Here is a 12533-nt window from a genome sequence, read left to right on the forward strand (position 1 = left end):
ATGACCAAGACCTCCTGCGAGCGTTGCTGTTGTCCTGGTCCGATGCGCTGGCTAAATGCTGGCGGCGATCTCGCTCAACCCAGCGGCATCCATCAGTGCGCACATCGCGCATTGGTGCGCTCCGAACGCCCGCCCAAAAGCCTAATGCACTCTCCTGAACTGCCCTACGTCCGGACACGCAGGTCAAATCCTGTCGCCGTCACGTCTATCATCGAGCCCGACGCCGGCATTAAATCCCCATAGCGCTCGCTGCTTGGCCGGTGCTCAACTTCCCGCGACTTCGTGCCTTGGCGCTTTTTGGACGCCGGTCAGTTCGGCGTGCGGAGCCTCTTTGTCGCCGGCGTCCAAAAACCTGCACAGAAGGCGACATTCGAAATCGAACTGCTATCGTCGCTCGCGTCTGGATTGATGTCTGGATGTTAGTAGGTTAGTTAGGCGCTCAACCGAAATCTATTCTAGGTTGAATATGAAGGCAGGAATTCGATATTTTCTTTTCGCGATGCTCACAAGCATACCTTTTGCGGCAAGCGGCGGCGAAAGACCACTCGAGTCAACCACGGCCAGCACCTTGAGCGGACCGGAGGCGCTGCAGTTCCTGATAGGCAAGACGCTTCGGTCGACTGGAAACAGCCAGTCTGGTCCTACCTACCGCTATTTCATGAACGATCATCTGGAATATCGCTGTTTGGGGGTAAGCCCCACTGGTCTAAGCCGACGCGATCTGAGGTTTCGTAACGAAGCGAACGGTTGCGCCCTGCTGGTCATTTCGATGAAGGGGCAGCGGCTTTGCGAAGCGGTCGGGTACGAGAACTGCGGACAGCACGATTTCGCGCTTACCATCAGAAAGGCAGCAAAATCGACACTGAGTTCAGGCAATCATCAGCTACTTGGAAAAGTGAAGCTATCGTATGCCGATCCAACCCCGGTGGGCACCAACTTCAATAATCCAGCCGAGTATGATCTTTTTCAAGGGAACGCCAGCCTATTTCCCGACTTTGATCCGAGTCCGCGACCGAATCTTCTGGAATCGATTGGGCGCGAAGAGATGGATCAGGAAGAGCGACGTTGTGTTGAGTCGGGGGAAACTGCATCGGATACTAGAATTGTAGGGAATACCCTCGTATGGCGGAATCGCGATGGAAAATTCGACGGTCGGAACGCTGAATATTTCGACCCGGATGGACGCATCATATCAATTGCGATTCCAGAGAGCCCGCCTGCCGACGCCAGTCCTTCTCACCCATCGCAGGATAGCGAAGGCGACATAGGCATTAACCACTGGAAAATCGAAAAAGGTTGGCTACTGCGAACCGAAAACGACGAACCAACAAAGTTCTGCTGTGGGTTGTCCGTGCGATTGCAAAAGCCAAAGAATGCGAGCGCTGCCTCGCAGGCGAGGAGCTGTGTTACCGCCTCGCAAACGCCAACAAAATACATTGTTGAAGGCAACCCATACCAGATCGGCGTGAAACTGCCCGCAACAAAATGAACATCTAGGCTCTTCGAGCTTGAGGTCTCCTTCGGGTCAAAGGCTGCCCTTGTAAGCCGGCATGACAGGTCGGCTCACTTTCCGGAAGCTGACGTCGCAACGTTCTGAGCTCAGGTCAGCCACGGGCTATTTTCGGACCCTGCAGGCGACCCGCTGCATGCACGCAGGCAATTGGCGCTGATCAGTCGGAACTGCTATGCTGCGTGAACTCGTGTGGGGAGCACATCATGACTGTGTTGAGTTTTGCGCGCGCGGCATTCCTCGCGTCAGTCTTTGTCACATTTCTGAGCGAGAAGGGTCAGGCAGCCGAGCTGCGCGTTCTGGCGGGCGGCGCGATGACCGCGGTGTGGGCCGAGGTGAAACCAAAGTTCGAACAGGTCTCTGGACACAAGCTCGACATTTTCTTCGGCACCACCCCAAATTTGATCAAGGAGGCGACGTCGGGAAAGGCGTTTGACGTCGGCGTCGTGCCGGTCGAGGTGATGCAGGACGCAGGAGCACGTGCAAAATTCGCCGCCGGCACTACATCCGATGTTGCGCGCGTCGGGCTCGGTGTTGCGGTGCGAGCTGGCGCTCCGAAGCCCAACATCGGCACACCTGACGCGTTTAAGGCTGCGCTGCTCGATGCACGGTCGATTGCGACACTGCCGGCAAGCGCCGCAGGTGCGCAAGTGATGAAAGCATTCGAGCGACTTGGTGTCGCCGTGGCAATCAAGGGCAAGCTTCAGGCAAAAGCGGCACCAGCCGAAATCGTTGCGGCAGTTGAAAAGGGCGAAGCTGAGCTAGGCGTGTTCTTGCTAAATGTGCTCACCGCCCCTGGACTAGACGTCGTCGGCCCATTCCCTGCGGACCTGCAGCAGGAAGTTGTCTTTACGGGTGCTGCTGCCGCGGACACAAAGCAAGGAGATGCCGCAAAAGCGCTGCTCGGGTATCTCAAGTCGCCAGAAGCAAGCGCCATCATTAAAGCGAAGGGAATGACGCCGGGCTGAAAGCATTGAACCCTCCGAGATTGAGGTTGGAAAACGCAAAGCGAAAATGGTGAGGAACCATGGCAGCCGGCCCGAGAAGGTCCGGTGTGGGTCAAAACCGGCAATACTCTGATTGAGCAGAAAAGTTCTGCTTAGACCCCAGAGCCGGCGTCTGCGCCTTTGCGAGTGTGCGCCGCGTCTGCTCATTCTCAGAAGCTTATGCGCGCAGTTTGAAAGCCTCGGCAGATAGCCAGGGCCTAATTTTTATCTCGGATCGCGCGAAGCATAGTCGTAGCTTTTCGCTCCGGTCGTCGATGCAAGATGCGACTGGCCGATGCAAATTTCGCATAACATTTTGCGGATGGCGCCGCGTTCGGCGCTGTCGTTGAAAGTCCTCGTCAAGCTTTCGATTGCAAGCTTCGGCATTCATTGCAACGACAAGGGATTTCGCATGAAGAAGGTCAAGATCGCGTGGCGGTTGGGCATGCTCACGCTCGGCAGCGTACTCGCGATGATGGTTCTCGTTGGCGTGTCCCTGGTCCAGCTGCGCGATCAGATGGAGGCCGAGAGGACGCGGGCGCTGCGCGGCGCCGTGGACGTGGTCGCATCGCAGATCGCGGCCTATCAGCAGGACGTCCTGTCCGGCCGGATGAGCCGCGACGATGTGATTGGCAGGGTCCGGGAGATCGTCGCGAAGTCGCGATATGACGGCAACAACTACTTCTTCGTCTATGACTGGGACGGGCTCAATCTCGCCGATGGCGGCACGCCTGAAAACGTCGGCAAGAACCTGATCGACAAGGGCGACGTCAATGGACATCTATTCCGGCGCGAGATCGTCGATCTCGCGCACGCCGCCGGCGCCGGGACCGTGACTTATCATTTCCCCCGCAACGGCCAGCCGCAGCCCCTGCGTAAACAGGCCTTCGTCAGGGCGCTCCCGGACCTGAAGATGATGGTCATAAGCGGCATGTATGTCGACGATCTCGACGATTCGTTCAGGGGCGCGGCGCTGCGGCTCGGGGGGCTCGCGCTGCTGGTCGTGCTCATCAGCGTGGCGTTTGCGGTGTTGATCGCAGGAACGATCTCCCGGCCATTGCGGCGTCTGGAGGAGCGGCTGCGCAAGATCGTGTCGGGCGAGATCGAGGGCGACATTCCGGGGCTGGACCGGGGGGACGAGATCGGCGCCATGGCCGCGGCGGTCGCCGTCTTGCGTGACCATTCGGCCGATCGATTGGAGCTCCAGGCGTCCCAGGCGAAGCTCAAGATGCAGGCTGAGAGCGAGCTGAAAGGCGTTCTGGCGCGCGCCGCCTCGTCCTTCGAGGAGTCGGTCGTTGGATCCGTGGATGAGGTCGTGGAGGCCGCCGGCCACATCGCCGATGCGATTCAGGAGTTGGAACGGTTCAACGCCGACAACATGCTGTGCAGCCGCACGGCTTCTGAATCCGCAGGCGGCATTGCCGGCAGCGTGCAGGCCATGGCTGCCGGGGTCGAGCAGCTCGATGCCTCCACCCGCAACATCAATGGACGGGCCCAGGAAGCAAGCCAGGTGGCTGACGTTGCCAGCGGCCGCGCGACCCAGGCCGGATTGATGGTGGAGAGCATGGTGCAGGCCGCGACAAAGATCGGAAGCGTCGTGGAATTGATCAGCGATATCGCCGGCCAGACCAATTTGCTGGCGCTCAACGCGACCATCGAGGCGGCGCGCGCGGGCGAAGCGGGCCGCGGCTTTGCCGTCGTGGCGGCGGAGGTCAAGACCCTCGCGACGCAAACGGCGCGCGCGACGGAAGACATCTCTTCCCAGGTGCTCGGCATCCAGTCGGCGACGCAGGCAGCGGCCAGCGAAATCGCTGCGATCGTCGCCGTGATCAGCGATATCAGGGAGCAGAGCGCGACGATCGCCAGAGCGGTCCAGGAACAGAGCGGCGCCACCAGCGACATCAACCGCGCGGCCCGCAGCGCCGCGGAAGGCGCCGAGCATCTCCAGAGGTCGGTCGAGGATGTCTGCTCGAAGGCCGCCACGGGGCAGTCGATCGCGCAGGGCGCGGGCTCGCGCGCGGAGGCGCTGCGAAGCCGGTTCGGCGATTTGAACGAAGCGGCGCTGGGATTCGTCCGGCGGCTCCAGGCTCTGCAGTCGGCGGCGTAGGACTCTCGCCAGCCGCTCATGAGCCAATGATGACATTATGGCGGTGTTGCACGCGTATGCGGGCCCGTGCCTGCTGGCGATTGCAGCCGCCATCATCCTGCCGCGCGGGATCCGGACGCCGGCGGGTCAGAACGCCTGACCGGAAGACGATAGCTGTCGAAATTCTCGCGCGATCTCGTTCGCAGCGGGAATCTGACGCGTGAGCGGCGATGAGACGTCTGTCGTTGGGTGCTTCACGATGGCCCGCCTGTCTTTCACATAGGCGATGGGAACGCCCATCCTTTCCACGCGGCCGATGATCGCGCCATCCAGGTCGCGATCGCAGTTCATGTGCGTCGGGGCGATGAAGAATTCCGATTCGTCCCATTCGGACCGGAAGTCCCAACGCAATTGCGGAAGCGTGACGGTGTGATCGAACGCTGGACGTTCTCCACACACAGCGACCGAATAGATCGTCGGCGATTTGATGTCGCCGGGCGGTGTCGTTTCGCGGACGAAGGTCTCGAGCATACGGATCGCTTCCGGCATGCTGTTGAACCAGTAGTCAAGGTCATAGCGACGGAATGCGCCCGGAAGGCCTCCGACCATCGCGTTGTAGGATAGATTCTCGTAGGGATGAAGCCTTGCCAGCAGGACCCCTTCCGAGAGGAAAGACGCGCACATCGCTGCAAGGGCCGCCCAGGCCAGTCGTCGGCTTCGCACGGCAATTGCATCGAGGAAATCGCTCAGGCCCACGCCGGCCAGCACGGCCAAGGGAGGAAGCACAAAGAGAAAATGACGCATGCCGCTGAACGCAGGGCCATGAACGAGGGCTTGGCATCCCAGGGGAAGCAGAATCATAGTCGATAGCAATGCAAGTTCGCGCCAGCGGTGCGAGCCTTTCTTGAGGGGAAGCCAAAGAAGCGAAGTCATCCCCAGCGCGGCACCCGCCTGGGTGATCAGCGGCACGCGGATGAAGAGATAGAAGGGAACATAGGCGCGCGGCACCTTGGCCATCTCGTACACGTGCCCGGCAAAGAGCGTGCGGATCGCATACTGAAATTCCGAGAAGGCAAACAGGCCGCGAATGGGATTGAGCGGCGACAGCGCAGCCCATGGCCAGGCCAGGATCATCAGCAGGTAGGCGCCTGCCATGGCGGGGCATGTCTTCAACACGGAGTTAGCCACGAAGGTCAGGCGCGCCCCGCAGCTTTCCGTCCAGGGCAGATAGATCAGGATTGCAATTCCGAGGTAGACGAACACCAGCAATCCGTAGCTACGCAGCCCGAGAGCTGCTCCGGCAAGACAGCCGAAGACCACAAGGTCAACGGCGCGCGGCGCCGGCAGTTGGCGCGCCAGGCGGAGAAGGACGAGCGTCGCTCCGGACATGGCCGCTGCAAATGGAATGTCCTTGGTATGGTTGAACATGGCGCCGTACCAGGCGCCGCAGAGCGCAAGCGCAATCGTCGCAATAAAGCCCGCGCGCGGTCCGGCGATCAATCGCGCGGCGGCGCCACTGAGGGCGATGCCGGCGATGCCCGTAGCGGCGCAGAGGATGTGCCGCAATTCGTAGATATCGATGGGGATAACCTGGCCGAGCGCGATTGCCGTGACGTCGAACAGACCTCCATAGAGATACAGGTTATCGAAGCTGAAGAGATCGCGTACCCGCAATCCACTCCGATAGTAAGCAATGATCAATTCACCGTAGTGATGCTGGACGCCCTCGTCATTGGAGATCGCGTAATCCTTCGCCGTGAAGCACACGAGGACAGCCAGAGCCGTGAGAAACGCCAGGGCCAAGAAATCGAAGGTGTTCGAAGGGATGCTGCTGCGCGCAGGGCGCTCGCCAAGCCCCTTCAGTGCGTCATCGACGAAAGCACGGTCGTCCGCTGCTTTTGATCCAACTCTCGACAACACATGATCGGATCTCATGTGCGCCCCGCTCGCCTGCAAGGCGAGCCGCAAGGCCGTTTCCCGGCGGCGGCCTCTTGTTCGCTGCGTGCTGAGTTATCCGTCACGACCGATTCCTAGAGTTTGTGGCCTTTGTCCCGCAGCAACCGGGTCATCTGCGCCTTGATCTCGTCGGTCGCTTCGCGCGAGATTTCATCGCCGATCTGTCGGCCGATCTCCGAGAGCTCGTGCGATTTCCCGGTGTACTTCTGGCCGACCGCGCTGCCATAGAACGCCTCGATCGCGTGCAGTTCATCCGCGGAGAAATTCGCCGCATAGGCCGCCGCAGCACGCTCGATCATCGAATTGCTGTATTTCGACTGGTCGGCTTCCAGGATCGCCGGCACTGCGGCGTCGAAGTCGCGCTCGATCTCGGGACGGTCCTGAGACAAAACCGGTCGAATGCTGAACAGAATACCCGGAAGCAAAAGCTTGTATTGATCGGTCACCCGCAGCGTCGTGACGAGGCGCCGAGCCGCGTCCATTGCGGCGGGTGATGGGTCGTCTGCCCGCGCTAAACCCATTGTGAACAGGATGGCGCAAACAATGATCGTCAGTACCTTGTACATGCCTGTCTCCTCCTCGAATCTACTCACGCGGCACTCGGCTGAGTGCGAGCCACGGGCGCGACCTCCTGTTGGAGTTTAGTGGCCAAGCGCTCATCGCCGCCGGCGTCCACAAAGAGATTCCGGACCCGCTGCGCACGATCCAGAAGCCAGGCGACAGCGGTCATGATGACCATTCCGCCGATGCTGAGCAGAATTTGCTCGACCACCTGGTGCTTCCACTGAACCAGCATCCAATGCACCCCGAACGACAGGAAGACGCCGAGGCAGAACAGCGGCAGCGAATGCTGCCCGCACAACACCAGCGGTCGCAGCCATTTCGACTTCAGTCCTTCCCAATCCGGGTTGAGATAGCGCGAGACGATGACTGCCAGCGCAAGGAAGTGCGTGAACCGGAGCATGTCGAGGTCGGTCTTGTCGATCGGATAGATCAGCTTGATCATCCATTTCGGGATCAACGACTCCAGAAATGCGCTGTGCCAGGTCATCACGATCACCAGCGCAAAAGCGATCCAGCCGATCGCGACTGCGAAGACGATGCGCGACTGAATGAATTTGCTGATTTGAGCGACCGCGCCGCACCCGCACCAGGCGCCGAAAAAAAACATCAATTGCCAGGCGAACGGATTGAAATACCAGGTCGCCCCTTTCGGATAGGACGGCAGGTTCCAGTCGAAATAGCGAGCGAGCAGGTACAGCACGATCGAACCTGCCAAGGTCAGATTCGGGCGTCGCACGAGGCACCACACCACGAACGGCGAAACGAGCACCAGGGAGATGTAAAGCGGCAGGACGTCCAGATCGACAGGCTTGTATTGCAACGTGAGCGCCTTGCCTATCAGCTCGTCGGGATGCGCGAGGAAGTTGGCGACGTTGAACTCATCCTTGTACATGGGATTGTCCCACTTCCTTGCCGCACGGGCGATCTGTGCCGTGAAGGCGAGGAACAGCAGGATGTGAGCAACGTACATTTGCCAGGCGCGCAGCCACAGCCGCTTCAACGCCGGAAGAAACTGGCCCGCGGCCACGATCGGGACGTAAATGAACCCGAGGAGATAACCGGAGATGAATACGAAGAACTCGGCTGCGTCGCTGAAGCCGTAATTGCGCAGCGTGAGCCAGGCCACCACGTCGTCCGGAATGTGGTCGAGAAAGATCATCCAGAGGCCGAGACCGCGCAGAAGATCGAGCCTCAAGTCCCGTTCTACGACGAAAAGATCCGTGCTCTCTTTTGCCATGTCAGCCTGTCCGATTCGTTGAGTGGGCCATCATTAAGAACTTTGCGCGATCAGCTTGGGAATATCCGCCTTGGCGCGTTCGTGCGCCGACATCGCCCATTTGTACCAGGTGAATACCCTTGCTACGCCGTACAGGATCAAGATGCCGCCGGCGCCGACCGCCGCGTGCAGCACAAAACCCGCATCAAGCTCGATGAGCAGGGCGTAGCCCGCGAATGACAGCGCAACGCCGAGCGCAAAAATTTGAAGAGAATACTGTCCGCAAAGGATGAGAGGGCGCGCCCAGGCCGATCGTAGCCCCGTCCAATCGCCCGGCACGAAGCGTAGTGCGACGACGGCCAGCGCCAGGAAATGGGCAAACCTCAGAACGTCGAAATCGGTCTTGTTTATCGGATAGATTAGTCGCGCGACCCAGCCGGGGATCAGGCGCTCCAGGGGCGGAAAATACCACGTCATAGTCACAAAGAAAGCAGCGCAAAGATAGGCGACGGCCAGCCACAACACCGATCGGGAATTGAGGATCGGCGATAGTCGCTTGCCTCCTCCAAGCGCGCACCAGGCGCCGAACACGAACAGCAGCTGCCATCCATACGGATTGAACGACCAGAAGCCGTCTGGATAGGTCGACAAATGCAAGTCGTATCGAAGCATGAGCACATACAGTCCGGCCGACAGGGCGAGCGGCAGATCCCTGTGCAATCTAGCGAGCAGCAGCACCAAGGGTAGAACAGCCATCAGAACGACATAGAGCGGCAGGACATCCATGTTCAGCGGGCGGAATCGCAACAGCAGCGCCTGGATCATTTCGGAGCCAGGTTGCTTGAAGAATTCTCCGACCTCCATCTCCTGGATGTAGAACGCCGGCTTCTCGGAAACCGCAGTAGCGAAAGCGATTTCAGCCATCAGAACCAGGAAGAGCAGAAGATGCGCGGTGTAGATTTGCCAGACCCGCCGCAGCACACGTGCTGTCCCGATCACGAAGCCAGCCTCGAAGGTCGCGCGACCGTAGACCAAAGCTGCGGTGAAGCCGGAGATGAAGATGAACACTTCGGCCGCATCGCTGAACCCGTAGTTGCGTATCGTGACCCAGGCCAGGAGGTCGGGTGAAACGTGATCGACATAAATGAGCCAGAGGGCCAGGCCGCGGAAGAAGTCGAGTCGTAATTCTCGCTCGCCTTTGGCGACGGCAAAGCTCGGTGTTGGGAGGGACTGCGACGAAGCCGGCGCAACGCCATGCCGCTTTGATTTGGGGTAACCTCTGGCGAACCAGGCGGCGAGCCAGATCAATCGGCGGTACTGGGGGCGACTCGTCACCCCAATTTCGGCCCGCGCGCCAAGGATACCAAGAATCGGCAAGCGCCTCATTGGTCCCCCTCCCTTTTCCGACGGAAGTCTAACCTCCGCTCCGGAACAAGAACATCGAAGATGCGATGCCTCCATTGAGAAGTCGACACTACCGAATACCTCTCACAACGAACGCTGCGCGTGGGGGCTGGATAATCGGTACCGAGAGACCTCTCCAATACCTTGGTTCTATGGGTTCGTTAGCCGATCGGCATTGGAGCTGACCGAGAAGGGCTGCCAAGCTAACGATCGAGGGATGCACGCGTTTGGCCGTTCATGGCACCCTGCTTCGCTGGGCTCCAAGGTCGGGGAATGTGCCGGCATCCCGCGCCATGCCATTCCTGCATTCCGCCGGTGTTTTGCCCGACGAAGCAAAGTCATTCTCGGCAAAGCAAAATTTTATCCGGATTCTTCCAAGCCAATCGTTGTAGTGGATGGGTTGTTTTCGCTCTTTTGTCTCCGCCACTCACCCCGCCGCGGAACCCGCCTCGCTCTCCGAGGGTTTTAACCTTGTCGCCCCGGCACTTCGCCGGCGCAGCAAACGGGGGAAGACGCCTGCATGCAGTGGAGCCTGCTCCGACCGGTCGGCCTTGTCCCCGCGACGCTTGTCCTCACCAGCATGGCCGCCAGCGCCGAGGGCGGCAAATCGGCAAGTCCCTCCGAATTCCTGCTGGTGACGCAGATCGTGCTGCTGATCGCGGTGGGGCGAGGCCTCGGCGAGATCATGCAGCGGATCGGCCAGCCCTCGGTGATCGGCGAGTTGCTCGCGGGCATTCTGCTCGGGCCATCGCTGTTCGGCTGGATCTGGCCGGACGCGCAAACCGCGATCTTCCCGAAAATGCCCGAGCAGAAGGCGATGCTCGACGGCATCGCGCAGTTCGGCATTTTGCTGCTGCTCCTGCTCACGGGCATGGAGACCGATCTCAAGCTGGTGAAGAAGGTGGGCAAGGCAGCGATCGCGATCTCGATCGCCGGCATCCTCGTGCCCTTCGCCTGCGGCTTCGCGCTCGGCGAATTCCTGCCCGATGCGCTGCTGCCGAAGCCCGAGCAGCGCCTTGTGGCCTCGCTGTTTATGGGCACGGCGCTGTCGATCTCCTCCGTGAAGATCGTCGCGGTGGTGGTGCGCGAGATGAACTTCATGCGCCGCAATGTCGGACAGATCATTGTCGCGACCGCCGTGATCGACGACACCATCGGCTGGATCATCATTGCCGTCATCTTCAGCCTGGCCTCGCAAGGCACGCTGGATCTCGCCTCGGTGGCGAAAGCGGTGCTGGGCACGCTCGTCTTCCTCGCGGTCAGCTTCACGATCGGCCGTCGCCTGGTGTTCCAGCTCATTCGTTGGGCCAATGACAACCTCGTCAGCGTCGCTGCCGTCATCACCGTGATCCTGCTGCTGATGGGCGTGATGGCACTGATCACGCATGCGATCGGCGTCCACACCGTGCTCGGGGCCTTCGTCGCTGGCATCCTGGTCGGGGAGTCGCCAATCCTGACCCGACAGATCGACGAGCGCCTGCGCGGGTTGATCTCGAGCTTCTTCATGCCGGTGTTTTTTGGTCTCGCCGGCCTCAGCGCCGATCTCTCGGTGCTGCGCGATCCCAATCTCTTGCTGCTCACCGGCCTCCTCGTCGTGATCGCCAGCGTCGGCAAGTTCGGCGGTGCCTTTGTCGGCGGCACTCTGGGCGGGCTGAGCACGCGGGAATCGCTGGCGCTCGCGAGCGGAATGAATGCGCGCGGCTCGACCGAGGTCATCATCGCCACCATCGGCCTGTCCATCGGCGTGCTCAGCCAGAACCTATTCACGATGATCGTCACCATGGCGATCGTGACCACGATGGCGATGCCGCCGATGCTGCGCGCGGCGCTGGCCAAGCTTCCGATGAACAAGGAGGAAAAGGAGCGGTTGGAGCGGGAAGAGTTCGAGAAGCGCGGCTTCGTCGCCAATCTCGAACGTCCGCTGCTTGCCGTGGACGAAAGCGTCAATGCCACCTTTGCCTCGCACATCGTCGGATTGATCGCCGGCATGCGCGGCCTGCCGATCACCGTGCTGCATATCGGCAAGCGGGCCGGGGAGCAGGAGAGGGGCCGCGACGAGGAAGCGAGCCATGAAGCCGTGGTGAAGAAAGCCGCCGAGACCGTCTCCGCCAATGGTGACGGTGAGGTGGGCAGCATCGATGTCGTCACCCGCGCCAGGCGCGCCGAACTCGGCGAGACCATCACCGAGGAGGCGCGCAAGGGTTTTGATCTTCTCGTCGTCGGCGTCGACAAGGTCACTGCTGCCAAAGACCGCTTTGATCGCAAGATCGAGGACATCGCAGCTAAATTCGAAGGCCCGCTCGCGATCGTCGCGGCCAGGGGCAAGCACCTGAAGCAGCCGATGCCTGATAGCCTCAACATCCTCGTCCCGGTCTCCGGCAGCGGCGTCTCCAAGCGTGGCGCGGAGGTCGCGGTCGCGCTGACGCAGGCCGGATCAGGCTCGCTCCGGGTGATCTATGTCGCGACGACCCGCGACAAGGGCGCGCAGCGCGGTGCTTCGCGTGGTCTCGGCCAGGAGGCGGGTATCCTCAAGGATGCCAGCGATCTCGCCGCCCGCTATGAGGTCGACATCACTACGACGCTGCGCGTCAACCGGGCGCCGGAGGCGGCGATCCTGCGCGAGATCGACACCACCGATGTCGACCTCGTCGTCATGGGCGTCGATCGCATCCAGGCCGATCACCTCTCCTTCGGCGGCGTTGCGGACGCCGTGCTTAGGCAATCGAAGGTCTCGGTGCTGCTGGTTTCCAGCGGCGATGCGCGGCAGGCGCCGAGCGAGAAGGGGTAGCTCTGTCGTCATTGCGAGGAGCT

8 protein-coding genes are annotated in these 12533 nt (G+C 60.7%); 4 read left to right on the forward strand and 4 right to left on the reverse strand.

Annotation, left to right across the window (positions count from 1 at the left end; translation table 11 throughout):
* Nucleotides 1-466 precede the first annotated feature (466 nt).
* The 3 genes from L6639_RS33050 to L6639_RS33060 all read left to right on the forward strand — a co-directional run bounded on the left by L6639_RS33050 (nt 467) and on the right by L6639_RS33060 (nt 4603).
* Entirely contained in the window at nt 467-1489 is a 1023-nt protein-coding gene (locus tag L6639_RS33050) for a hypothetical protein (RefSeq protein WP_237865798.1), read from the forward strand.
* Nucleotides 1490-1716: 227 nt separating this feature from the next.
* On the forward strand, nt 1717-2478 hold the full coding sequence (locus L6639_RS33055; protein ID WP_237865799.1) for a molybdate ABC transporter substrate-binding protein: 762 nt from the start codon (nt 1717-1719) through the stop codon (nt 2476-2478).
* 313 nt (nt 2479-2791) lie between these two features.
* On the forward strand, nt 2792-4603 hold the full coding sequence (locus tag L6639_RS33060) for a methyl-accepting chemotaxis protein (protein WP_237865800.1): 1812 nt from the start codon (nt 2792-2794) through the stop codon (nt 4601-4603).
* A gap of 126 nt (nt 4604-4729) precedes the next feature.
* On the opposite strand, the gene L6639_RS33065 is transcribed toward L6639_RS33060, so the two are convergent.
* The 4 genes from L6639_RS33065 to L6639_RS33080 form a co-directional block, all read right to left on the reverse strand.
* On the reverse strand, nt 4730-6550 hold the full coding sequence (locus L6639_RS33065) for an ArnT family glycosyltransferase (RefSeq protein WP_237865801.1): 1821 nt from the start codon (nt 6548-6550) through the stop codon (nt 4730-4732).
* Between the two features lie 62 nt (nt 6551-6612).
* Nucleotides 6613-7104, reverse strand: a complete 492-nt coding sequence (locus L6639_RS33070; protein ID WP_237865802.1) for a DUF2059 domain-containing protein — start codon at nt 7102-7104, stop codon at nt 6613-6615.
* A gap of 23 nt (nt 7105-7127) precedes the next feature.
* Nucleotides 7128-8339: an OpgC domain-containing protein gene (locus L6639_RS33075; protein ID WP_237865803.1), complete on the reverse strand. Its 1212-nt coding sequence runs from the start codon at nt 8337-8339 to the stop codon at nt 7128-7130.
* A gap of 33 nt (nt 8340-8372) precedes the next feature.
* Nucleotides 8373-9704 carry an OpgC domain-containing protein gene (locus L6639_RS33080; protein ID WP_237865804.1) on the reverse strand — a complete coding sequence of 444 codons (1332 nt, stop codon included), beginning with the start codon at nt 9702-9704 and terminating at the stop codon, nt 8373-8375.
* A gap of 538 nt (nt 9705-10242) precedes the next feature.
* Between L6639_RS33080 and L6639_RS33085 the strand changes: the two genes are divergently transcribed.
* Nucleotides 10243-12510 carry a cation:proton antiporter domain-containing protein gene (locus tag L6639_RS33085; RefSeq protein ID WP_237865805.1) on the forward strand — a complete coding sequence of 756 codons (2268 nt, stop codon included), beginning with the start codon at nt 10243-10245 and terminating at the stop codon, nt 12508-12510.
* The last annotated feature ends 23 nt before the right edge of the window (nt 12511-12533 follow it).

This window comes from Bradyrhizobium zhengyangense, from assembly GCF_022012555.1.
Classification (GTDB): domain Bacteria; phylum Pseudomonadota; class Alphaproteobacteria; order Rhizobiales; family Xanthobacteraceae; genus Bradyrhizobium; species Bradyrhizobium zhengyangense.

Bases quoted from the DNA above. Each gene is read 5' to 3' on its own strand.
- L6639_RS33050 (WP_237865798.1), top strand. From the start codon at position 467: ATGAAGGCAGGAATTCGATATTTTCTTTTCGCGATGCTCACAAGCATA.
- L6639_RS33055 (WP_237865799.1), top strand. From the start codon at position 1,717: ATGACTGTGTTGAGTTTTGCGCGCGCGGCATTCCTCGCGTCAGTCTTT.
- L6639_RS33060 (WP_237865800.1), top strand. From the start codon at position 2,792: ATGCAAATTTCGCATAACATTTTGCGGATGGCGCCGCGTTCGGCGCTG.
- L6639_RS33070 (WP_237865802.1), bottom strand. From the start codon at position 7,104: ATGTACAAGGTACTGACGATCATTGTTTGCGCCATCCTGTTCACAATG.
- L6639_RS33075 (WP_237865803.1), bottom strand. From the start codon at position 8,339: ATGGCAAAAGAGAGCACGGATCTTTTCGTCGTAGAACGGGACTTGAGG.
- L6639_RS33080 (WP_237865804.1), bottom strand. From the start codon at position 9,704: ATGAGGCGCTTGCCGATTCTTGGTATCCTTGGCGCGCGGGCCGAAATT.
- L6639_RS33085 (WP_237865805.1), top strand. From the start codon at position 10,243: ATGCAGTGGAGCCTGCTCCGACCGGTCGGCCTTGTCCCCGCGACGCTT.